The 23,663-nt window shown below is 57.0% G+C and carries 21 protein-coding genes and 1 pseudogene; 19 read left to right on the forward strand and 3 right to left on the reverse strand.

What is annotated here, in order from left to right; translation table 11 throughout:
- From yidC to glmS, 18 genes are all read left to right on the forward strand, one after another.
- Entirely contained in the window at window positions 1-1,674 is a 1,674-nt protein-coding gene (yidC, locus tag IE038_RS00455) for a membrane protein insertase YidC (RefSeq protein ID WP_189394938.1), read from the forward strand.
- An 83-nt stretch (window positions 1,675-1,757) separates the two neighbouring features.
- Window positions 1,758-3,128, forward strand: coding sequence for a tRNA uridine-5-carboxymethylaminomethyl(34) synthesis GTPase MnmE (gene mnmE, locus IE038_RS00460; protein ID WP_189394939.1), 1,371 nt, complete (start codon window positions 1,758-1,760; stop codon window positions 3,126-3,128).
- A gap of 515 nt (window positions 3,129-3,643) precedes the next feature.
- The gene (gene mnmG / locus IE038_RS00465) at window positions 3,644-5,536 is read left to right on the forward strand and encodes a tRNA uridine-5-carboxymethylaminomethyl(34) synthesis enzyme MnmG (RefSeq protein WP_189394940.1); all 1,893 of its coding nucleotides are present in this window, start codon (window positions 3,644-3,646) and stop codon (window positions 5,534-5,536) included.
- Between the two features lie 5 nt (window positions 5,537-5,541).
- Window positions 5,542-6,177: a 16S rRNA (guanine(527)-N(7))-methyltransferase RsmG gene (gene rsmG / locus IE038_RS00470; RefSeq protein ID WP_176717420.1), complete on the forward strand. Its 636-nt coding sequence runs from the start codon at window positions 5,542-5,544 to the stop codon at window positions 6,175-6,177.
- 18 nt (window positions 6,178-6,195) lie between these two features.
- Window positions 6,196-6,987 (forward strand): ParA family protein, encoded by a 792-nt coding sequence (locus IE038_RS00475; protein WP_065759568.1) that lies wholly within the window; start codon window positions 6,196-6,198, stop codon window positions 6,985-6,987.
- A 9-nt stretch (window positions 6,988-6,996) separates the two neighbouring features.
- Window positions 6,997-7,869 carry a ParB/RepB/Spo0J family partition protein gene (locus IE038_RS00480; protein WP_163936450.1) on the forward strand — a complete coding sequence of 291 codons (873 nt, stop codon included), beginning with the start codon at window positions 6,997-6,999 and terminating at the stop codon, window positions 7,867-7,869.
- Between the two features lie 149 nt (window positions 7,870-8,018).
- Window positions 8,019-8,426, forward strand: coding sequence for a F0F1 ATP synthase subunit I (locus IE038_RS00485; protein WP_065759570.1), 408 nt, complete (start codon window positions 8,019-8,021; stop codon window positions 8,424-8,426).
- A gap of 16 nt (window positions 8,427-8,442) precedes the next feature.
- Complete coding sequence (atpB, locus tag IE038_RS00490) at window positions 8,443-9,312, forward strand: F0F1 ATP synthase subunit A (protein ID WP_065759571.1); 870 nt, start codon at window positions 8,443-8,445, stop codon at window positions 9,310-9,312.
- Between the two features lie 144 nt (window positions 9,313-9,456).
- Entirely contained in the window at window positions 9,457-9,714 is a 258-nt protein-coding gene (gene atpE, locus IE038_RS00495; protein ID WP_003097235.1) for a F0F1 ATP synthase subunit C, read from the forward strand.
- A 57-nt stretch (window positions 9,715-9,771) separates the two neighbouring features.
- The gene (locus IE038_RS00500) at window positions 9,772-10,242 is read left to right on the forward strand and encodes a F0F1 ATP synthase subunit B (RefSeq protein WP_065759572.1); all 471 of its coding nucleotides are present in this window, start codon (window positions 9,772-9,774) and stop codon (window positions 10,240-10,242) included.
- A gap of 12 nt (window positions 10,243-10,254) precedes the next feature.
- Window positions 10,255-10,791 carry a F0F1 ATP synthase subunit delta gene (locus IE038_RS00505; RefSeq protein ID WP_065759573.1) on the forward strand — a complete coding sequence of 179 codons (537 nt, stop codon included), beginning with the start codon at window positions 10,255-10,257 and terminating at the stop codon, window positions 10,789-10,791.
- A 21-nt stretch (window positions 10,792-10,812) separates the two neighbouring features.
- Complete coding sequence (atpA, locus tag IE038_RS00510; protein ID WP_065759574.1) at window positions 10,813-12,357, forward strand: F0F1 ATP synthase subunit alpha; 1,545 nt, start codon at window positions 10,813-10,815, stop codon at window positions 12,355-12,357.
- 50 nt (window positions 12,358-12,407) lie between these two features.
- Window positions 12,408-13,268, forward strand: a complete 861-nt coding sequence (gene atpG, locus IE038_RS00515) for a F0F1 ATP synthase subunit gamma (RefSeq protein ID WP_065759575.1) — start codon at window positions 12,408-12,410, stop codon at window positions 13,266-13,268.
- 27 nt (window positions 13,269-13,295) lie between these two features.
- On the forward strand, window positions 13,296-14,672 hold the full coding sequence (gene atpD / locus IE038_RS00520; protein WP_065759576.1) for a F0F1 ATP synthase subunit beta: 1,377 nt from the start codon (window positions 13,296-13,298) through the stop codon (window positions 14,670-14,672).
- 44 nt (window positions 14,673-14,716) lie between these two features.
- Entirely contained in the window at window positions 14,717-15,142 is a 426-nt protein-coding gene (locus IE038_RS00525) for a F0F1 ATP synthase subunit epsilon (protein ID WP_065759577.1), read from the forward strand.
- A 115-nt stretch (window positions 15,143-15,257) separates the two neighbouring features.
- Window positions 15,258-16,625 carry a bifunctional UDP-N-acetylglucosamine diphosphorylase/glucosamine-1-phosphate N-acetyltransferase GlmU gene (gene glmU / locus IE038_RS00530; protein ID WP_163933498.1) on the forward strand — a complete coding sequence of 456 codons (1,368 nt, stop codon included), beginning with the start codon at window positions 15,258-15,260 and terminating at the stop codon, window positions 16,623-16,625.
- Window positions 16,626-16,832: 207 nt separating this feature from the next.
- Complete coding sequence (locus tag IE038_RS00535; RefSeq protein ID WP_163933501.1) at window positions 16,833-17,600, forward strand: DeoR/GlpR family DNA-binding transcription regulator; 768 nt, start codon at window positions 16,833-16,835, stop codon at window positions 17,598-17,600.
- Window positions 17,601-17,611: 11 nt separating this feature from the next.
- Window positions 17,612-19,447 (forward strand): glutamine--fructose-6-phosphate transaminase (isomerizing), encoded by a 1,836-nt coding sequence (glmS, locus tag IE038_RS00540; protein ID WP_189394941.1) that lies wholly within the window; start codon window positions 17,612-17,614, stop codon window positions 19,445-19,447.
- Between the two features lie 58 nt (window positions 19,448-19,505).
- Here the strand turns inward: glmS and IE038_RS25125 are convergent, their stop codons facing one another.
- The 3 genes and pseudogenes from IE038_RS25125 to IE038_RS00550 form a co-directional block, all read right to left on the reverse strand.
- A complete protein-coding gene (locus tag IE038_RS25125) occupies window positions 19,506-20,210 on the reverse strand; it encodes a methyl-accepting chemotaxis protein (protein WP_407682253.1) in 705 nt (234 codons plus the stop codon).
- A gap of 153 nt (window positions 20,211-20,363) precedes the next feature.
- Window positions 20,364-21,080: pseudogene (locus IE038_RS25130) on the reverse strand (HAMP domain-containing protein); the annotation flags it as partial.
- Window positions 21,081-21,614: 534 nt separating this feature from the next.
- Entirely contained in the window at window positions 21,615-22,502 is an 888-nt protein-coding gene (locus IE038_RS00550) for a LysR family transcriptional regulator (protein ID WP_163933507.1), read from the reverse strand.
- A 130-nt stretch (window positions 22,503-22,632) separates the two neighbouring features.
- Between IE038_RS00550 and IE038_RS00555 the strand changes: the two genes are divergently transcribed.
- Complete coding sequence (locus tag IE038_RS00555) at window positions 22,633-23,589, forward strand: AraC family transcriptional regulator (RefSeq protein WP_163933509.1); 957 nt, start codon at window positions 22,633-22,635, stop codon at window positions 23,587-23,589.
- Window positions 23,590-23,663 lie beyond the last annotated feature (74 nt).

Here is a 23,663-nt window from a genome sequence, read left to right on the forward strand (position 1 = left end):
ATGGATATTAAACGCACGATCCTGATCGTCGCCCTGGCAATCGTGTCTTATGTCATGGTTCTTAAGTGGAACCAGGACTACGGACAGGCAGCCTTGCCGACCCAGAACGCCGCCACCGCGCCGGCGTTGCCGGACACCGCGCGGGCCGCAAGCAATTCCGCCAGTGCCGATGTACCGAGCGCCAACCCCGAGTCGCATTCGACCGAATTGGCCCCGGTTGCCATCAGCAAAGACCTGATTCGGGTCAAGACTGATGTTCTTGATCTGGCTATCGATCCCAACGGTGGTGATATCGCGCAGTTGATGCTGCCGAAATATCCACGTCGTCAGGACCATCCAGATATTCCGTTCCAGCTGTTCGACAACGGTGGTGAACGTGTTTACCTGGCGCAGAGCGGCCTGACCGGTACCAATGGTCCGGATGCACGTCCGTCTGGTCGTCCGCTGTACGCCACCGAGCAAAAAAGTTATCAACTGGCCGATGGTCAGGATCAACTGGTCGTCGACCTGAAGTTCAGCGACAACGGCGTCAACTACATCAAGCGCTTTACGCTTAAGCGCGGCGAGTACGACCTGACCGTCAGTTACCTGATCGACAACCAGAGCAGCCAGGCCTGGAGCGGTAACCTGTTCGCCCAGCTCAAGCGCGATGCCAGCTCGGATCCGTCCTCGAGCACCGCGACCGGTACTGCCACTTACCTGGGTGCAGCCCTGTGGACAAGTGCAGAGCCGTACAAAAAAGTGTCGATGAAAGATATCGACAAGGGCAATCTGAAAGAAAATGTGTCCGGCGGTTGGGTAGCCTGGCTGCAGCACTACTTCGTGACGGCCTGGATTCCGAACAAGTCTGACAACAACATCGTTCAGACGCGCAAGGACAGCCAAGGCAACTACATCATCGGCTTTACTGGCCCGACACTGAATGTCGCTGCCGGCGGGAAAGTCGAAACCAGCACCATGCTGTATGCCGGTCCAAAAATTCAGTCCAAGCTCAAGGAGTTGTCCCCAGGCCTGGAACTGACCGTCGACTACGGCATTCTCTGGTTCATTGCTCAGCCAATTTTCTGGTTGCTGCAACATATCCACAGCCTCCTGGGTAACTGGGGCTGGTCGATCATTGTCCTGACCATGCTGATCAAGGCACTGTTCTTCCCGCTGTCGGCTGCCAGCTATCGTTCGATGGCGCGCATGCGTGCCGTGGCACCTAAGCTTGCTTCGCTGAAAGAGCAGTTTGGCGATGACCGGCAGAAAATGTCGCAGGCCATGATGGAGCTGTACAAGAAAGAGAAGATCAACCCGCTGGGTGGCTGCTTGCCGATCCTGGTGCAGATGCCAGTCTTCCTTTCGCTGTACTGGGTGTTGCTGGAAAGCGTGGAAATGCGCCAGGCACCTTGGATGTTCTGGATCACCGACCTGTCGATCAAGGATCCGTTCTTCATCCTGCCGATCATCATGGGCGCGACCATGTTCATTCAGCAGCGCCTGAACCCAACCCCGCCGGATCCGATGCAGGCCAAGGTGATGAAGCTGATGCCAATCATCTTCACCTTCTTCTTCCTGTGGTTCCCAGCAGGTCTGGTGCTGTACTGGGTTGTGAACAACGTGCTGTCCATCACTCAGCAGTGGTACATCACCCGTAGCATCGAAGCAGCCAGCAAGAAAGCTGCTGCATAACGGGTTAGCCAGCTAACCTGTGGATAAACGCCCCCTCGTGGGGCGTTTTGCTATCTGTCGTTTTTGTCGTGAGGCTGTCGATCATGAATACTCCGCGTGAAACCATCGCTGCCATCGCTACCGCCCAAGGGCGCGGAGGGGTAGGTATTGTGCGTATCTCCGGTCCCTTGGCGAGCCAAGCCGGGTTGTCGATCGCTGGACGGACACTGACCCCGCGCTATGCCCACTACGGGCCGTTTCGCGGTGACGATGGCCACGTCATCGACGAAGGGCTGGCGCTGTACTTTCCAGGGCCGAATTCGTTTACCGGTGAAGACGTACTGGAACTCCAGGGGCACGGTGGCCCTGTGGTGCTGGACATGCTCTTGCAGCGTTGCCTGCAGTTAGGCTGCCGGCTTGCTCGCCCAGGTGAATTCAGCGAGCGTGCTTTCCTCAACGACAAGCTTGATCTGGCTCAGGCTGAAGCAATTGCTGACCTGATTGAGGCCAGTTCTGCACAAGCGGCACGTAATGCCTTACGTTCGTTGCAGGGTGAGTTTTCCCGACGTGTGGATAAACTCACCGAGAGGTTGATCAACCTGCGCATCTATGTGGAAGCCGCTATCGACTTCCCCGAAGAGGAAATCGACTTCCTTGCCGATGGCCATGTCTTGAGCATGCTTGATCAGGTACGTGCTGAATTATCCACAGTACTGCGCGAAGCCGGGCAGGGGGCCTTGCTGCGTGATGGCATGAACGTGGTGATCGCCGGGCGTCCCAATGCCGGTAAATCCAGCCTGTTGAACGTGCTCGCCGGTCGCGAGGCAGCCATCGTGACTGATATTGCCGGTACTACCCGGGATATTCTTCGTGAACATATCCACATCGATGGTATGCCGCTGCATGTCATCGATACCGCCGGTTTGCGTGACACCGACGACCATGTGGAAAAGATCGGTGTGGAACGTGCACTGAAAGCCATTGGCGAGGCCGACCGGGTATTGCTGGTTGTGGACAGCACCGCACCTGAAGCCAGCGATCCCTTTGCGCTCTGGCCTGAGTTCCTTGATCTGCGTCCGGATCCCGCCAAGGTGACTCTGATTCGCAACAAGGCCGACCTCAGTGGCGAACCGATCACCATGACGCACAGTGATGATGGCCACGTCACCATTACCCTGAGTGCCAAGGATGCGGACATGGGGCTTGATCTGCTGCGTGAACACCTCAAGGCCTGCATGGGTTACGAACAGACTGCCGAGAGCAGCTTCAGTGCCCGCAGGCGCCATCTGGAAGCGCTCCGCCAGGCTAGCGACAACCTTGAACACGGTCGTGCCCAACTGACCCTGGCTGGCGCTGGTGAGCTCTTGGCCGAAGACCTGCGCCAGGCACAACAAGCGCTTGGTGAAATCACCGGCGCATTCAGCTCCGATGACTTGTTGGGCCGAATCTTCTCCAGCTTCTGCATCGGCAAGTAAGCACCTTATCCACAGTCGGCTCGGTTTCGAGCCGACTGCTGCGCGTCATCTCCTGCCTTTCTCTCCTGACACGAATGTCGTCACAGGTCACGCCTGAGGATTTTCCCTGCCCGCGTGTCGGCTGCCTGTGAATTAAGCCCTGTGGAAAACTAACCTTCAGCTCCGTTGATAACTGGCCTTCAAGGTTGGAGATAACCTGCGCTGTGGGTAAGTGGCCATTTAATCCACAGGCTTAAACCGCTTATCCAGAACGCTCAGACCCACTAGATCACAGGCTTATAAATCGCTGTACACGACGTATTTAAAGGCCTGTAGAGCTTTATCCACAGAAAGGTGGCTGCATAAGAATAAACATAAAAACAAAGCTTTAATAAATTTCTCTCTCTAATTTCTATTACCTGCCACTCATCCACAGGCTGGTTAAATTTTGTGCAAAAGGTTCCTTTAGAGGGGGTGAAGTCCCTATACTTGTCGGCTATCCCTTATTTATTCGCGAAACAGGCACGAGGTGCGTGGTGGATTTCCCTTCCCGTTTTGAAGTGATCGTCATCGGCGGCGGCCATGCCGGTACCGAGGCTGCGCTTGCGTCAGCACGCATGGGTGTGAAAACCCTGCTGTTGACCCATAACGTGGAAACCCTCGGTCACATGAGTTGCAACCCGGCCATCGGTGGTATCGGCAAAAGCCATCTGGTCAAGGAAATCGATGCACTCGGTGGCGCAATGGCGCTGGCAACCGACAAGAGTGGTATCCAGTTCCGCGTTCTGAACAACCGCAAAGGTCCAGCGGTACGTGCCACACGTGCACAAGCAGACCGTGCGATCTACAAGTCAGTAGTGCGCGAGATCCTTGAGAACCAGCCCAACCTGTGGATATTCCAGCAGTCGTGCGATGACCTGATCGTCGAGCAGGACCAGGTGCGTGGCGTGGTTACTCAGATGGGCCTGCGTTTCTTCGCCGATGCGGTGGTACTGACCACCGGTACCTTCCTGGGTGGACTTATCCACATCGGTTTGCAGAACTACTCCGGTGGTCGTGCCGGCGATCCGCCGTCGATTGCCTTGGCCCGTCGCCTACGTGAATTGCCATTGCGGGTTGGTCGTCTGAAAACCGGTACCCCGCCGCGCATCGATGGCCGCTCTGTGGATTTCTCGGTAATGACCGAACAGGCGGGTGATACGCCCACCCCGGTGATGTCGTTCATGGGGTCGCAGCAGATGCACCCGCGCCAGGTCAGTTGCTGGATTACCCACACCAACGCACGCACCCATGAAATCATTGCGTCGAACCTTGATCGTTCGCCGATGTATTCCGGTGTCATCGAGGGTATTGGTCCGCGTTACTGCCCGTCGATCGAAGACAAAATTCACCGGTTTGCGGACAAGGAGAGCCATCAGGTCTTCATCGAGCCTGAAGGCCTGACGACCCACGAGTTGTATCCGAACGGGATATCCACATCCCTGCCATTCGATGTGCAACTGCAGATCGTTCGCTCGATCCGCGGCATGGAGAACGCGCATATCGTTCGCCCGGGTTATGCCATCGAGTACGATTACTTCGATCCACGAGACCTGAAGTACAGCCTTGAAACCAAAGTGATCGGCGGCCTGTTTTTTGCCGGCCAGATCAATGGCACCACCGGCTACGAAGAAGCCGGTGCACAAGGATTGCTGGCCGGGACCAACGCCGCGCTGCGTGCGCAAGGCCGTGAAAGCTGGTGCCCGCGCCGCGATGAGGCGTACATCGGTGTGTTGGTCGATGACCTGATCACCCTCGGTACTCAAGAGCCGTACCGCATGTTCACTTCTCGGGCCGAATACCGGTTGATCCTGCGCGAAGACAACGCCGACCTGCGTCTGACCGAAAAAGGTCGCGAACTGGGCCTGGTCGACGATGCCCGTTGGGCCGCGTTCACCGCCAAGCGCGAAGGTATCGAGCGCGAAGAACAACGTTTGAAAAGCACTTGGGTACGCCCAGGCACGGCGCAAGGCCAGGCCATTGCAGAGAAATTCGGTACGCCGCTGAGCCATGAGTACAACCTGCTCAACCTGCTCACCCGTCCGGAAATCGATTACGCCGGGTTGATCGAAGTCACCGGTGCCGAAGGGGTTGATCCACAAGTTGCCGAGCAGGTCGAAATCAAGACCAAGTACGCCGGCTACATCGATCGCCAGCAGGAAGAAATTGCTCGTCTGCGTGCCAGCGAAGATACCCGTCTGCCCGAGGATATCGACTACACGAACATTTCCGGGCTTTCCAAGGAAATTCAGAGCAAACTCAGCCAGACTCGTCCGGAAACGTTGGGTCAGGCATCGCGTATCCCTGGCGTCACCCCGGCAGCAATTTCACTGTTGCTGATTCACCTGAAAAAACGCGGCGCAGGCCGTGAGTTGGAGCAAAGCGCTTGAGTTCCATGGTTACCCCTCAACATGCCGAAGAGTTGTCCACAGGCGCCCGCGAACTGGGCGTCGAGCTGAGTGCCAGCCAGCAGGAGCAACTGCTGGCCTATCTGGCACTGCTGATCAAGTGGAACAAGGCGTATAACCTGACCGCTGTGCGTAACCCGGACGAGATGGTTTCCCGTCATCTGCTCGACAGCCTGAGTGTAATGCCGTTTATCCACAGCGAGCGTTGGCTCGACGTCGGCAGCGGCGGTGGCATGCCGGGTATTCCATTGGCTATCCTGCATCCGGAAAAACAGGTCACCGTACTCGACAGCAATGGCAAGAAAACCCGCTTCCTGACTCAGGTAAAGCTGGAATTGAAACTGGATAACCTGCAAGTTATCCACAATCGGGTTGAGGCGTTCCAGCCGGAGCGCCCTTTCACCGGAATCATTTCGCGTGCTTTCAGCAGCATGGAAAACTTCACTAACTGGACGCGGCACCTGGGTGATACCCAGACGCAGTGGCTGGCAATGAAAGGGCTGCATCCAGCTGATGAGCTGGTAGCATTGCCGGCAGATTTCAAAGTGGATAGCGAGCAGGCCTTGACCGTACCGGGTTGCCAAGGCCAGCGCCATCTGCTGATACTGCGCCGCACGGCATGACTGGGAACACAAGCAAGAATGGCTAAGGTATTCGCAATCGCGAACCAGAAGGGTGGTGTGGGTAAGACCACCACCTGTATCAATCTCGCAGCATCGCTGGTGGCGACCAAGCGCCGCGTGTTGCTGATCGATCTCGATCCACAGGGCAACGCCACCATGGGCAGTGGTGTGGATAAACACGTCCTGGAACATTCGGTCTATGACCTGTTGATCGGTGAATGCGATCTGGCCCAGGCCATGCGCTTCTCCGAGCACGGTGGTTATCAACTGCTGCCGGCCAACCGTGACCTGACCGCCGCCGAGGTGGTGTTGCTGGAAATGCAGATGAAGGAGAGCCGTCTGCGCACTGCGTTGGCGCCGATCCGGGAAAGTTACGACTACATCCTCATCGATTGCCCGCCATCGCTGTCGATGTTGACCCTCAATGCCTTGGTTGCGTCCGATGGCGTGATCATTCCAATGCAATGTGAATACTTTGCACTGGAAGGTCTGAGTGACCTTGTGGATAACATCAAGCGGATTGCCGAACGGCTCAATCCGCAACTGAAGATCGAAGGCCTGCTGCGGACCATGTACGACCCGCGCCTGAGCTTGATCAACGATGTATCGGCGCAGCTCAAGGAGCATTTCGGTGATCAACTCTACGACACCGTGATCCCGCGCAACATTCGCCTGGCTGAGGCTCCAAGCTTCGGTATGCCGGCGTTGGCCTATGACAAGCAATCGCGCGGAGCCTTGGCCTATCTGGCCCTGGCTGGTGAGATGGTACGTCGCCAGCGTCGTCAATCTCGCACTGCACAAGCAACTTAAGGAATCCGCATGGCCGTTAAGAAACGAGGTCTCGGACGTGGGTTGGATGCACTGCTGAGTGGTCCGACCGTCAGCGCGCTCGAAGAGCAGGCTGTCAAGGTCGATCAGAAAGAACTGCAACACCTGCCGCTCGACCTGATCGAGCGCGGTAAGTACCAACCTCGCCGGGACATGGATCCGCAGGCGCTGGAAGAACTGGCGCACTCGATCCGCAGCCAGGGCGTCATGCAGCCGATCGTGGTTCGTCCGATCGCTGAAAACCGCTATGAGATCATTGCCGGTGAACGCCGCTGGCGAGCCAGCCAGCAGGCCGGCATGGAAACCATTCCGGCAATGGTGCGCGATGTACCTGATGAGGCTGCCATCGCAATGGCCCTGATCGAGAACATCCAGCGCGAGGACCTCAACCCGGTGGAAGAGGCGATTGCACTGCAGCGCCTGCAGCATGAGTTCCAGCTGACCCAGCAACAGGTTGCCGATGCTGTGGGCAAGTCGCGGGTCACCGTGGCTAACCTGCTGCGTCTGATCACTCTGCCGGAAGTCATCAAGACCATGCTTTCCCACGGTGATCTGGAAATGGGCCATGCACGTGCATTGCTCGGATTGCCGGATGAGCAACAGGTTGATGGGGCGCGACATGTTGTCGCACGTGGACTGACGGTGCGCCAGACTGAAGCGCTGGTTCGCCAGTGGCTCAGTGGCAAGCCTGAACCGGTCGAACCGGCCAAGCCTGATCCGGACATCGCACGCCTTGAACAGCGGCTCGCAGAGCGGTTGGGCTCGGCTGTCCAGATCCGTCATGGCAACAAGGGCAAAGGCCAGTTGGTGATTCGTTATAACTCGCTGGATGAGTTGCAGGGTGTCCTTGCTCACATCCGCTGAAACAATTCCTGTTGTAGCGCACAATCGGAAATCACTACCCAGCAGTTGAATAGGGGTTAAACCGCCCCTATACTCTGCGCGCATTTTGTCGGCACAAATTATGCCAAGTCAGAGTTGACGGGTTGGCCGGCTTTTGAGGAGCAGTTGTGATGGAAACCCGCACGCCAAACCGCTTGCCTTTCCATCGCTGGGCGGTTTTTCCGGTACTGCTGGCTCAGTGTGTCGTGTTTCTGTTGGCAGCCTTGGCGTTGTGGCAGTGGCGCGGGGCAGTCGACGGATATTCAGGCCTCTGCGGAGGGCTGATTGCCTGGCTACCGAATGTGTACTTTGCCTGGAAGGCTTTTAGGTTTACCGGAGCCAGGGCAGCGCAGGCCATCGTCAAGTCGTTCTACGCTGGCGAGGCAGGCAAATTGATTTTGACGGCAGTGCTGTTCGCGCTGACGTTTGCAGGAGTGAAGCCATTGGCGCCATTAGCAGTATTCGGCGTCTTTCTGCTGACCCAGTTGGTCAGCTGGTTCGCGCCCCTGCTAGTGAAAACAAGACTTTCGAGACCTTAGGGCGTTTGAGGCAAACATGGCAGCAGAAACCGCTTCGGGCTATATCCAGCACCACTTGCAGAACTTGACCTACGGTCAACTACCAGACGGCGGTTGGGGCTTTGCCCATTCCGCAGCAGAAGCCAAAGCAATGGGCTTCTGGGCGTTCCACGTGGACACCCTGGGTTGGTCCTTTGCGCTGGGTCTGATCTTCATTCTCCTGTTCCGCATGGCGGCCCGGAAAGCAACATCCGGTCAACCTGGCGGTCTGCAGAACTTCGTTGAAGTGCTGGTGGAGTTCGTCAACGGTTCGGTCAAGGACAGTTTCCACGGTCGTAGCCCGGTTATTGCCCCTCTGGCGCTGACCATCTTCGTCTGGGTCTTCCTGATGAACGCCATCGACCTGGTACCGGTTGACTGGATTCCTCAACTGGCCATGCTGATTTCCGGCGACAAGCACATTCCTTTCCGTGCGGTCTCCACGACTGACCCGAACGCTACCCTGGCCATGGCCTTCTGCGTGTTCGCGTTGATCATTTTCTACAGCATCAAGGTCAAGGGCATCGGCGGTTTCCTCGGCGAACTGACCCTGCATCCGTTTGGCAGCAAGAATATTTTCGTTCAGATCCTGCTGATTCCAGTTAACTTCCTGCTGGAATTCGTGACCCTGATCGCCAAGCCAATCTCTCTGGCACTGCGTCTGTTCGGCAACATGTATGCCGGTGAGCTGGTGTTCATCCTGATTGCCGTGATGTTCGGCGCCGGTCTGCTCTGGCTCAGTGGCCTGGGCGTGGTGCTGCAGTGGGCGTGGGCTGTGTTCCACATCCTGATCATCACCCTGCAAGCGTTCATCTTCATGATGCTTACCATCGTCTACCTGTCGATGGCTCACGAAGATAACCATTAAGACCGCCTGGCGTGTCTGAAGGCCCTTTCGCCAGTACGGGGAAGGGTCGAAAAAGGTCCGCAAGGGCAGCTGTACAAAACGATTTTGTTTTACCGCTTCAAACTAAAAAACCTAACCAATACGACGTAAAAGTCGGGAGGAAAGATGGAAACTGTAGTTGGTCTTACCGCTATCGCTGTTGCTCTGCTGATCGGCCTGGGTGCACTGGGTACCGCCATTGGTTTCGGCCTGCTGGGCGGCAAGTTCCTGGAAGGCGCTGCTCGCCAGCCAGAGATGGTTCCAATGCTGCAAGTTAAAATGTTCATCGTTGCCGGTCTGCTCGACGCCGTAACCATGATCGGTGTTGGTATCGCTCTGTTCTTCACCTTCGCTAATCCCTTCGTTGGTCAAATCGCCGGCTAATCACTCGATTTTTCGAGTGGTCTGGTGTGATGGACAAAGAACGAGCGAGGTGTTGGCGTGAACATTAATGCAACCCTGATTGGCCAGTCCGTTGCGTTCTTCATCTTTGTACTGTTCTGCATGAAGTTCGTGTGGCCTCCGGTCATCGCGGCATTGCAAGAACGTCAGAAGAAGATCGCGGATGGACTGGACGCTGCCAGCCGAGCAGCTCGCGACCTGGAGCTGGCCCAAGATAAAGTGGGTCAGCAACTGCGCGAAGCGAAAGCTCAGGCAGCTGAAATCATTGAGCAAGCCAAGAAGCGCGGTGCTCAGATCGTCGAGGAAGCCCGTGATCAGGCCCGCGTCGAAGCTGACCGTGTGAAGGCTCAGGCTCAGGCCGAGATCGAACAGGAACTTAACGGTGTCAAAGACGCGCTGCGTGCCCAACTGGGTAGCCTGGCCGTTAACGGCGCTGAAAAGATCCTTGGTGCCACAATCGATCAAAACGCGCATGCGGAGCTGGTTAACAAACTGGCCGCTGAAATTTAAGCGAGGGCGATCATGGCAGAATTGACCACGTTGGCCCGACCTTACGCTAAGGCTGCCTTTGAGCATGCCCAGGCCCATCAGCAACTGGCCAATTGGTCAGCCATGCTCGGCCTGGCTGCTGCGGTGTCGCAAGACGGCACCATGCAGCGCCTGCTCAAGGCCCCGCGACTGACGAGCGCAGAAAAGGCCGCCACTTTTATTGAAGTGTGCGGTGACAAGTTTGATGCCCAGGCACAGAATTTCATTCATGTTGCCGCGGAAAACGACCGTCTCCTGCTGTTGCCGGAGATTTCGTCGCTGTTCGAGCTGTACAAGGCCGAGCAGGAGAAATCCGTGGACGTGGAAGTCACTAGTGCTTTTGCGTTGAACCAAGAACAGCAAGACAAACTCGCCAAGGTTCTCAGTGCACGGCTCAGCCGGGAAGTGCGACTGCACGCTGTGGAGGATACCTCCCTCATAGGTGGTGTCGTGATCCGCGCCGGCGACCTGGTAATCGATGGCTCGATTCGCGGCAAAATCGCGAAACTGGCCGAAGCATTGAAATCTTGAGTTTGAAGGGGCAGCAGAGCAATGCAGCAACTCAATCCTTCCGAAATTAGTGAAATCATTAAGGGTCGCATCGAGAAACTCGATGTCGCCTCTCAAGCCCGCAACGAAGGTACTGTCGTCAGCGTTTCTGACGGTATCGTGCGGATCCACGGTCTGGCCGACGTTATGTACGGCGAAATGATCGAGTTTCCGGGCGGCGTTTACGGTATGGCCCTCAACCTGGAGCAAGACTCCGTTGGTGCGGTAGTACTGGGCGCATATACCTCCCTTGCTGAAGGCATGAGTGCCAAGTGCACCGGCCGCATCCTGGAAGTTCCGGTTGGTAAGGAACTGCTGGGTCGCGTAGTCGACGCACTGGGTAACCCAATCGACGGTAAAGGCCCACTGAACAACACCGAGACCGATGCGGTCGAGAAAGTTGCTCCGGGCGTTATCTGGCGTAAATCGGTAGACCAGCCTGTACAGACTGGCTACAAATCCGTCGACGCCATGATTCCAGTCGGCCGTGGCCAGCGTGAGCTGATCATCGGTGACCGTCAGATCGGTAAAACCGCTATGGCGGTTGACGCGATCATCAACCAGAAAAACAGTGGCATCTTCTGCGTCTACGTCGCCGTTGGTCAGAAACAATCGACCATCGCCAACGTTGTTCGCAAGCTGGAAGAAAACGGCGCTCTGGCTAACACCATCGTTGTTGCTGCCAGTGCTTCGGAATCCGCCGCACTGCAATTCCTGGCGCCATACGCCGGTTGCACCATGGGCGAATTCTTCCGCGACCGCGGTGAAGATGCGCTGATCGTTTACGATGACCTGTCCAAGCAAGCTGTTGCTTACCGTCAGATCTCCCTGCTGCTGCGTCGTCCACCAGGACGTGAAGCATACCCAGGTGACGTGTTCTATCTCCACTCCCGTCTGCTGGAGCGTGCATCGCGCGTTTCCGAAGAGTACGTCGAGAAGTTCACCAACGGTGCAGTAACTGGCAAAACCGGTTCCTTGACCGCTCTGCCGATCATCGAAACCCAGGCTGGCGACGTTTCCGCGTTCGTTCCGACCAACGTGATTTCGATCACCGACGGTCAGATCTTCCTGGAATCGGCCATGTTCAACTCGGGCATCCGCCCTGCAGTTAACGCCGGTGTTTCGGTATCCCGTGTAGGTGGTGCCGCTCAGACCAAGATCATCAAGAAGCTGTCCGGTGGTATCCGTACCGCTCTGGCTCAGTACCGTGAACTGGCTGCATTTGCCCAGTTCGCCTCTGACCTGGACGAAGCCACCCGTAAGCAACTCGAGCACGGTCAACGTGTTACCGAGCTGATGAAGCAGAAGCAATACGCGCCAATGTCCATCGCTGACATGTCGCTGTCGCTGTATGCCGCTGAGCGTGGGTTCCTGGTCGACGTTGAAATCGCCAAGATCGGTAGCTTCGAACAAGCGCTGATTGCTTACTTCAACCGTGATCACGCCGAACTGATGGCGAAGATCAACGTGAAGGGTGACTTCAACGACGAAATCGACGCTGGCATCAAAGCCGGTATCGAGAAGTTCAAGGCCACCCAAACCTGGTAAGCCGCAGCGGGGGCTTTGCAGCCCCCGCTTGCTAACCTGATAGGTGTTACATGGCAGGCGCAAAAGAGATTCGCAGTAAGATTGCGAGCATCAAAAGCACGCAAAAAATTACCAGCGCCATGGAAAAAGTGGCGGTCAGCAAGATGCGCAGGGCTCAACTGCGTATGGCTGCTAGCCGTCCTTACGCGGAGCGCATCCGCCAGGTGATTGGTCATCTGGCCAACGCCAACCCGGAATACCGCCACCCGTTCATGATCGATCGCGCCATCAAGCGTGTCGGTTATATCGTGGTGAGCAGTGACCGTGGTCTGTGCGGCGGCTTGAACACCAACCTGTTCAAGGCCCTGGTCAAGGACATGTCGGCAAACCGCGAACAAGGCGTCGAGATCGACCTGTGCGTGATCGGCAGCAAAGGTGCGGCATTCTTCCGTAACTTCGGCGGTAACGTCGTTGCTGCAATCAGCCACTTGGGCGAAGAGCCATCGATCAACGATCTGATTGGCAGCGTCAAAGTCATGCTGGACGCATACCTGGAAGGTCGTATCGATCGCCTGTCCGTGGTGTCGAACAAGTTCATCAATACCATGACGCAAAAACCAACGGTCGAGCAGTTGATTCCGTTGGTCGCAACCCCGGATCAAGAACTCAAGCACCACTGGGACTACCTCTACGAACCCGATGCCAAAGAGCTGCTGGACGGCCTGATGGTGCGTTACGTGGAGTCGCAGGTCTACCAGTCGGTAGTCGAGAACAACGCGGCTGAACAAGCTGCGCGGATGATCGCAATGAAAAACGCCACCGACAACGCCGGCGACCTGATCAGCGATTTGCAGCTGATCTACAACAAGGCACGTCAGGCTGCGATCACCCAAGAGATCTCGGAAATCGTCGGCGGCGCTGCCGCGGTTTAACGGTTCAAATATTCAGAGGATCCAGCTATGAGTAGCGGACGTATCGTTCAAATCATCGGCGCCGTCATTGACGTGGAATTCCCACGTGACAGCGTACCGAGTGTCTATAACGCGCTGAAAGTACAGGGCGCGGAAACTACTCTGGAAGTTCAGCAGCAGCTGGGCGACGGCGTAGTACGTACCATTGCGATGGGCTCGACCGAAGGCTTGAAGCGCGGTCTGGACGTCGTTGACACCAAGGCAGCCATCTCCGTTCCAGTCGGTAAAGCGACTCTGGGCCGTATCATGGACGTCCTGGGCAACCCAATCGACGAAGCCGGTCCGATCGGCGAAGAAGAGCGTTGGGGCATTCACCGTGCCGCACCTTCCTTCGCAGAACAGGCTGGTGGCAACGACCTGCTCGAAACCGGTATCAAGGTTATCGACCTGGTTTGCCCATTCGCCAAGGGTGGTAAGGTCGGTCTGTTCGGTGGTGCCGGTGTAGGCAAAACCGTAAACATGATGGAACTGATCCGTAACATCGCCATCGAGCACAGCGGTTTCTCCGTGTTCGCCGGTGTGGGTGAGCGTACTCGTGAGGGTAACGACTTCTACCACGAGATGAAGGATTCCAACGTACTGGACAAGGTTGCTCTGGTATACGGCCAAATGAACGAGCCGCCAGGAAACCGTCTGCGCGTAGCGCTGACCGGCCTGACCATGGCTGAGAAGTTCCGTGACGAAGGTAACGACGTTCTGCTGTTCGTCGACAACATCTATCGTTACACCCTGGCCGGTACCGAAGTATCCGCACTGCTGGGCCGTATGCCTTCCGCAGTAGGTTACCAGCCGACCCTGGCTGAAGAGATGGGCGTGCTGCAAGAGCGCATCACTTCGACCAAGCAAGGTTCGATCACCTCGATCCAGGCCGTATACGTACCTGCGGACGACCTGACTGACCCGTCGCCAGCGACCACCTTCGCCCACTTGGACGCCACCGTGGTACTGTCCCGTGACATCGCCTCCCTGGGTATCTACCCAGCGGTCGATCCACTGGACTCGACTTCGCGTCAGCTGGACCCTCTGGTCATCGGCACTGAGCACTATGAAACCGCTCGCGGTGTTCAGTACGTGCTGCAGCGCTACAAAGAGCTGAAGGACATCATTGCTATTCTGGGTATGGACGAACTGTCCGAATCCGACAAGCAACTGGTATCCCGTGCTCGTAAGATCCAGCGCTTCCTGTCCCAGCCGTTCTTCGTGGCTGAAGTCTTCACCGGTGCTTCGGGTAAATACGTTTCCCTGAAAGACACCATTGCTGGCTTCAAAGGCATCCTCAACGGTGACTACGACCACCTGCCAGAACAAGCGTTCTACATGGTCGGCGGCATCGAAGAAGCGATCGAGAAAGCCAAGAAACTGTAATCCCGGCGCCCCGAAAGGGGCGCTAATCAGGTTGAGGCAAGCAGATGGCTATGACAGTCCATTGCGATATCGTCAGTGCGGAAGGAGAAATTTTCTCCGGTCTGGTCGAGATGGTGGTTGCGCACGGCAACCTGGGTGATATCGGTATCGCTCCAGGCCACGCCCCGCTGATCACTGATCTGAAGCCGGGTCCGATCACGCTGACCAAGCAGGGTGGCGACAAGGAGGTGTTCTACATCTCCGGTGGTTTCCTCGAGGTCCAGCCGAACATGGTCAAGGTGCTTGCCGATACTGTGCAACGCGCCAGCGACCTGGATGAAGCCTCCGCTCAGGAAGCCGTCAAGGCTGCTGAAAAGGCTCTGCACGAAAAAGGCGCGGAGTTCGACTACGGTTCCGCCGCTGCACGTCTGGCCGAAGCCGCAGCCCAGCTGCGCACCGTCCAGCAGATCCGCAAGAAGTTCGGCGGTTAAGCCGAGCCTCTGTCGTGTGATTGAGTTAAAGGGTAGCCTCGGCTACCCTTTTTCTTTTTCTGTAATTCCTTCTTTTTGGTCGCAGTCGCTGACCACCCAGGATTGGTAGCCAGTCATGTCTCTCGATATCGTTATTCTCGCTGCGGGCCAAGGCACGCGCATGCGCTCTGCCTTGCCCAAAGTGCTGCACCCGGTTGCAGGCAATTCCATGCTGGGTCATGTTATCCACAGCGCCCGGCAGCTTCAGCCACAGGGCATGCATGTGGTGATCGGGCATGGCGCAGAAGTGGTTCGTGAGCGTTTGGCTGCCGACGATCTGAATTTTGTCCTGCAGGACAAGCAGCTAGGCACTGGCCATGCTGTTGCACAGGCGCTGCCACATCTGACCGCCGATACCGTGTTGATCCTTTATGGTGATGTGCCGCTGATCGAAGTCGACACCCTCACGCGGTTGCTGGCCAAGGTCACTCCGCAGCAACTGGGCTTGCTGACCGTGACGCTGAACGACCCGACAGGCTATGGCCGCATTGTGCGTGATGCACAGGGTCAGGTGGCGGCTATCGTCGAGCACAAGGATGCCAGCGAAGCACAGCGGGCGATCAAGGAAGGTAACACCGGTATCCTCGCTGTCCCGGGTGCACGTTTGGCAGAGTGGCTTGGCCGACTGTCCAACAACAACGTACAGGGTGAGTACTACCTCACCGACGTGATTGCCATGGCCGTTGCCGATGGCCTGGTGGTGGCCACCGAGCAGCCGCACGATCCGATGGAAGTGCAGGGCGCCAATGACCGTCGCCAATTGGCTGAGCTGGAGCGTCACTATCAATTGCGTGAGGCGCGTCGACTCATGGCGCTGGGCGTCACCCTGCGTGATCCGGCGCGCTTTGATGTACGCGGTGAGGTTACCGTCGGCCGCGATGTGCTGATCGACATCAACGTAGTCCTGGAAGGCCGCGTCGAGATTGAAGACGACGTGGTGATCGGCCCTAACTGTGTGATCAAGAACAGTACGCTGCGCAAGGGCGTGGTGGTCAAGGCCAATAGCCATATCGAAGGTGCCATCATGGGTGAGGGCAGCGATGCCGGCCCATTTGCGCGCCTGCGCCCTGGCAGCGTGCTGGAAGCACGAGCCCATGTGGGTAACTTTGTCGAGTTGAAGAATGCTCACCTGGGCGAAGGCGCCAAAGCCGGTCACCTGACCTACCTGGGCGACGCGGAAGTCGGCGCGCGGACCAACATTGGCGCGGGCACCATCACCTGCAACTATGACGGTGCGAACAAGTTCAAGACCGTGTTGGGTGAGGATGTCTTTATCGGCTCCAACAACTCCCTGGTCGCGCCTGTGGATATCCTTTCTGGCGCTACAACGGCAGCCGGTTCGACCATTACGCAGAATGTCGATACGGCTCAGTTAGCCGTTGGTCGGGCACGTCAGCGCAACATTGATGGCTGGAAGCGACCAGAGAAAATCAAGAAGAACTGACGTTATCCACATGTGAATAAAAAGCCGACTGGATTGTGCATAAGTCGGCTTTTTTTGTGCCAGACGCTCTAGGTCGGTCATTGAGGATAAAAGCGTCAGTCATGTCTAGTTATGCACAGGCAAAAACACAGGTATCGCCCTTGACGAAGTGAAAGCTTTAGGTTTTGATTGGCTTCACTAACTTACGAAACGAAACTTAAAGCCAAAATGTCGAAACGAAACACTCCACAACGACGGCACAACATTCTCGCGCTGCTGAATGAGCGGGGCGAGGTCAGTGTCGATGCGTTGGCCAAACGTTTCGAGACCTCGGAAGTCACTATCCGCAAAGACCTGGCTGCGCTTGAGGCCAATGGCCTGCTGCTGCGTCGCTATGGTGGTGCGGTCACACTGCCCCAGGAGCTGATTGCTGATCAAGCACAGCCGGTATCTGCCTACAAACAGGCCATTGCCCGTGCTGCGGTAGGCAAGATTCGCGAACATGCGCGGATCATTATCGACAGTGGCAGTACGACTGCCGCCATGATCCCTGAGCTTGGTCAGCAACCGGGCTTGGTGGTGATGACCAATTCGTTGAATGTTGCCCGCGCCCTCAGCGAGCTTGAGCATGAACCGGTGCTGCTGATGACCGGCGGTACCTGGGATCCGCATTCCGAGTCATTCCAGGGCCAAGTCGCCGAGCAGGTATTACGCTCTTACGATTTCGACCAGTTGTTCATTGGCGCCGACGGCATTGACCTGGTGCGTGGCACAACCACATTCAATGAGTTGCTGGGTTTGAGCCGGGTCATGGCCGAGGTCGCGCGGGAAGTGATTGTCATGGTCGAGTCGGATAAGGTCGGTCGCAAGATACCGAATCTCGAGCTGCCCTGGAGCAGCATCAATACCCTGATTACAGATGAACGCCTGCCCCAAGCGGCACGCGAACAGATTGAAGCCCGCGGCGTAAACGTGATTTGTGCCGCAATCAGCTAGGAGTAATTTCTATGTGTGGAATCGTTGGTGCCGTCGCCGAACGTAACATCACCACCATCCTCATCGAAGGTCTCAAGCGCCTCGAGTATCGTGGTTACGACAGTGCCGGCTTGGCCGTCTACAGTGCACAAGGTGCGTTGGAACGCCGTCGCCGCATTGGCAAGGTCAGTGAACTGGAAGCGGCCGTTGCTGCGCAACCGCTATCGGGGAAACTGGGTATTGCCCACACTCGTTGGGCGACTCACGGCGCGCCAAGCGAGCACAACGCACACCCACATTTCTCTGGCCATGACTTGGCGGTGGTGCATAACGGCATCATCGAGAACCATGAAGAACTGCGTGAGCAGCTCAAAGGCCTGGGTTATGTGTTCAGCTCGGAAACCGATACCGAGGTGATCGTTCACCTGTTGCATCACACCCTCAAGACTCAGCCTGATCTGACCGAAGCGTTGAAGGTGGCGGTCAAGCAGTTGCACGGTGCCTATGGCCTGGCCGTTATCAGTGCCAAGCAACCGGATCGCCTCGTTGCGGCGCGTAGCGGCAGCCCGCTGGTGATTGGCCTGGGCCATGGGGAAAACTTCCTGGCGTCCGATCAGCTGGCCCTGCGTCAGGTCACCGACCGTTTCATGTACCTGGAAGAAGGTGATATCGCCGAGATTCGCCGCGACAAGGTCAGTATCTGGAACCAGGCCGGCCAAGCTGTTCAGCGTGAAGCGGTGCAGTACCACGAAGGTGCAGAAGCGGCTGACAAGGGTGAATACCGTCACTTCATGCTCAAGGAAATCCACGAGCAACCTACCGTGGTGCAACGCACGCTAGAAGGTCGTCTGGGCAGTGACCATGTGCTGGTTCAGGCCTTTGGCCCGCAAGCCGCCGAGCTGTTTGCCAAGGTTCGCAATGTTCAGATTGTTGCCTGTGGCACCAGTTATCACGCGGGTATGGTTGCGCGGTACTGGCTGGAAGAACTGGCCGGTATTCCGTGTCAGGTCGAAGTGGCCAGCGAGTTCCGCTACCGCAAGGTGGTTGTGCAACCCGATACCCTGTTTGTTTCGATCTCTCAGTCTGGAGAGACAGCAGACACCCTGGCGGCGCTGCGTAATGCCAAGGAGCTGGGGTTCCTGGCCAGCCTGGCAATTTGCAACGTCGGGATCAGCTCGCTGGTACGTGAATCGGACCTGACCCTGCTGACCCTGGCTGGCCCGGAAATCGGTGTGGCCTCCACCAAGGCGTTCACCACCCAACTGGTCTCATTGATGCTGCTGACCCTGGCCCTGGGCCAAGTGCGTGGCACCCTGGGGGCGGGTGTCGAGGCTGATCTGGTCGAGCAATTGCGCCGCCTGCCGGTTCGCTTGGGCGAAGCCTTGGCGATGGATGCCACCATCGAGAAAATCTCTGAGCTGTTCGCCGACAAACACCACACCTTGTTCCTCGGTCGTGGCGCGCAGTTCCCGGTGGCGATGGAGGGGGCGCTCAAGCTCAAGGAGATCTCTTATATCCACGCCGAAGCTTACCCGGCTGGCGAGCTCAAGCATGGCCCGTTGGCACTGGTCGACAACGATATGCCGGTGGTTACCGTAGCGCCGAACAACGAACTGTTGGAGAAGCTCAAGTCCAACTTGCAGGAAGTTCGCGCCCGGGGTGGTCAGTTGGTCGTCTTTGCCGATGAGCAAGCTCGCATGAGCAATGGTGAAGGCACTCACGTGATTGCGATGCCGCACATCGCTGATGCCCTGGCGCCGATTCTCTACACCATTCCGCTGCAGTTGCTGTCGTACTACGTTGCCGTGCTCAAAGGCACCGACGTTGACCAGCCACGGAACCTGGCCAAGTCGGTGACCGTGGAGTAAGGCTGCGGTTGAGGCGAGCGCGTTGCTTACCAGCGCTGCTCGCCTGTTTCAGGCCGGCCTAGAGCCTGAACTGGCTGACAATCTCATCCAGCCGTCGAGCGTCTTCACCAGCCGCTCGGCCGCTTGCCAGCGTGCTTTCTGACAGTTCTGCGGTACGCCCGGCGACATTTGCCACGCTGCTGATCCGCTGGTTGATTTCATCGCTGACCATGGACTGCTCGCGAGCCGCTTCAGCGATGTGCAAGCTCATCCCCGACACCGAGGCCATCAAGGTACTGATGTTCACCAGTGCCTGACCGGCTATTTCGGCCTGCATAACACCTTTCTCGGCATAGGTACGGCTTTCCTGCATGACCGCGACGGCTTCTTGGGACGCATTCTGCAGGCGTTCGATCATGCCATGGATTTCTTGGGTCGAGGCCTGGGTGCGGCTGGCCAACGTGCGTACTTCATCGGCGACCACGGCAAAGCCTCGGCCTTGCTCGCCGGCGCGTGCCGCTTCAATGGCTGCGTTCAATGCCAACAAGTTGGTCTGTTCGGCGATGGTCCGGATTACCTCCAATACGCCACCAATGGAGCGTGAGTGGGTTTCCAGGGTCTGAATCACTTCGGATGCCCGGCCTACTTCGTTGGCCAAGGTACGGATCTCGACAATCGTCTGGTTCACCACGCCAATGGCTTCTTGCGTCTGGCGATCAGCATCACCGGTTTGGGCCGAGCTTGCCTGTGCGTTGGCGGCCACGCCCTGTACGGTAGCAGCCATCTGATTGACCGCTGTGGCCACCTGATCCACTTCCGAACGCAAGGTTTCGGCGCTCGCTTCGGCAGCTTGCGCATCATTGACCAAATGCGTCGATGACTGGCCCAAGGTGCAGCCTACCTGGGCTACCGTCGCAATTTGCCCCCTGAGGCCGGCAACGAACTGATTGAAGCCCGCAACCACCTCACCGATCTCATCATCGTTGTCCTGGCGCAGGGTACGGCTGAGGTCACCATTACCGGTGTTCAAATCGCGTAACGAACTGGACATCCGCTTAAGGGGAGGCAGGACGCGGCGGCTGATCAGCCAAAGGGTACCAAGGATCAGCAGCAGTGCTATGCCCCAGGCCACGAGCGTATTGACCTTCAGTGACTCACGCACTGCGCTGGTTTCGTTGAGGGTGGCCTTGTATTTGGCCGACAGCGGGTCACGTAGCCCGGCGAACGTACGAATCACTTCTGCCGAACGCTGGTCGAAGTCTTCCATCACCTTGTCGCCAGCCGCCTTACCAGCGCCGCTGTAGGCCTGGAACATGCGCAGGCCTTCACTGTCGAGTCGTTCTGCCGGAGCGTTCATCGCCTCCAGTTCGAGGCTGAATGCTGGAATTGCCTGTTTGAGTTCACCCAGCTTGTCTCGCATCCGCTGAAAGTGTCGATGTGCGGCCGCTGCTGCCTCGTTTTCGCCGGTCAAGCTTGCGTCGGTGTAAAACTGTTGAATTTGTGCCGTGTGATAACGAAGTTCTTCCACCTCTTGCTGGGCACTACTCAGGTTTTCCAACTGCCGACTGAGATCATCCAGGTGGTTTACCTGATGAGATATCCAGAATGACAGCCCCAGCGCCACAAGGATCAGTGCTGTTGCGCTGCTGATCATCAGGCGTGTGATGGTGAACTTCACGAAACGCTCCTTACTATTAGTTAAATCGTGCGATCTAGAACATGAGCCGTATTCAACAGCGCCTGAGTCTTAAGCGCTGTTCATACGGCTCGTAGTGACGTGTGGGTAAATCAGTTTATTAATGATCGTTTCCAGTGATGGAACGGCACTGGGCGCGAGCGCAACGAGATGGTTTAGTTGAGTCGTTGGGGGAGTTATGGGGGGTATATTACTATTGACCGGGCATGCCTGTAATTCACTTTTCAATTAGTTTTCATGTACTTAAGTACTGGTTTCTGTTGAAGGTAATAGGTAGGCCGATGAGTTATTAATCAACATCACTACATGACGGTGATGCTGTATTGATTCAGGTCAACTCGAACAACATTAGTTGAGAGCGATACGCAGCTACTGGCCTATTCGTAAGTGCATTGTATATTGTGTAAGTAGTTGATTTTTATGGTTTTAAATTTCAGCTAACCGTTTTCTCCTTACCCCTTGGCATCTGCAAGGTAGCCGTCCACTGGCGCTTCAGGTGTTGTTATCCACAGCCTGCATTTGGTCGATCAAGGCCAGGCAGTGCGTGAGCAAGGGGGAGTTATCCCCAGCCCGGCGACTGAGAATGATGGGTGAAACCGCCGACGTCTCGGTCAGTGGTGCATAGACAATGTCTGCGCGGTGCTGGGTTTGTACCGACGCGGGTACCAAGGTTATCCCCAGCCCGGCCGCCACCAGCCCGAGGGCGGTCTGCAGTTCGTTGGTCCATTGCACTACCCTGACGCTGAGGCCATGGTTGGCGAACAGCGCCATGATGTGGTCGGCATAACTCGGTCGTGGCGTGGCGGGGTAGAGCACAAAGGGTTCGCGTGCCAGCCGTGCCAGGTCCAGCGGCTGCCCCAGTAAGGGATGCCCGCAAGGCAAGGCGGCAACTAACGGGTCTTCGCGCAACACATGCTGTTCAATAGCCGGGTCATTGATGCGGATACGGCCGAAGCCGATATCGATACGCCCGGCCTTCAGTGCCTCGACTTGTTGCAGGGTAATCATCTCCTGCAGGCCCAGTTCCAGATCCTCGGAGCGACGCAGTTGGCGAATCAGCTCCGGTAGCAGGTCGTACAACGTCGAAGGCGCGAAACCGATCCGCAACCACTGGCGCTCACTGTTGGCAATGCGCCGGGTGGCTTCGGCGACCTGTTCGAGCTGGTCGAGCAAGGCGGCGCTCTGTTCATGGAAGAAGCGCCCGGCTTCGGTCAGGCGTAGCGGGCGGCTGCGCTCCAGCAGCTCTACGCCAAGGGTTTCCTCCAGTTGGCGGATCTGTCGACTCAACGGCGGCTGAGCAATGTGCAGTTGTTCGGCGGCGCGAGTGAAATTCAGGGTCTGCGCCAGCACGCGGAAATAACGCAAATGGCGCAGTTCCATGATACCTCCAAGGTATGGTTACCCACTTAACGGATATTGGACTGCCCACATCGACTAACGCAAGCTGATCGCCTGTGGATAACCAGACCCTGTGGATATCGACATCATAATAATAAAACGAGGCCAGCCCATGAGCAGTCTCCTGCTGAGCGAGCGCAGCCGTGTATTCGAGCGTGCCGACCCTTATGCGGTCTCCGACTACGTCAATCAGCATGTTGGTGGTCATTGCTTGCGCTTGCCCAGAACCGGCGAGCTGCAAGCCAGTATCAACCATCGCAAGTTCGCCAGCCTCGACTTGTGCCGCCTGAGCTATGGCGGCAAGGCGCAGGTCACCTCACCTGCGCTGGGCAGCCTGTATCACTTGCAGATCCTGCTCAAGGGTCATTGCCGCTCGGCCTGCCGTGGCAATGAGCACCCTTACGTCCCGGGTGAGTTGTTGCTGATCAACCCCGATGATCCGGTAGACCTGACCTATTCGGCCGACTGCGAGAAATTCATCCTCAAGCTGCCGGCCAGTCTGCTTGAACAGACCTGCCTGGAACAGCGCTGGCAGGTGCCAGAGGGCGGTATTCGCTTTACGTCGGCCCGTCACAAGACCCAACCGCTGGATGGTTTCATCGGTTTGCTCGGGTTGGTCTGTGCTGAGGCCGAGTCCGACAATTCGCTGTTGCAGGTCCAGGAACACTACGGTCGTATTGTCGCCAGCAAGCTGCTGACCTTGCTGGATAACAACATTCAACGGGGAGAGCCGCAGGTTCAGGCTCATTCCTTTGAGCAGTTGGTGGAGTACATCGACGCCAACCTGAATCAAGACATCAGCATCGTGCAGTTGATGAACGTGGCGCGGGTCAGTGAGCGCACGTTGTACTCCCTGTTTGAGCGCCATGCTGGCCTGTCACCGAAGGGGTATGTGCGCCAGCGCAAACTGGAACGTATCCATGCAGTCTTGCAGGATCCGGCCAGTAGCGTACGCAACGTGACGGAAATCGCTCTGGACTATGGTTTTCTGCACCTCGGCCGCTTTGCCGAGAGTTACCGCCAGCGCTTTGGCGAACTGCCCTCGGTGACCTTCAAACGCTATCGCTGACACCTGGCCAGCCCCTGCGCTATCTGGATAGCGATTCGCAGGAAATGGCTATTGCCGCGCTCGACGTCTCCCTA

The sequence above is a fragment of the Pseudomonas laurentiana genome, assembly GCF_014648275.1.
Lineage (GTDB): Bacteria > Pseudomonadota > Gammaproteobacteria > Pseudomonadales > Pseudomonadaceae > Aquipseudomonas > Aquipseudomonas laurentiana.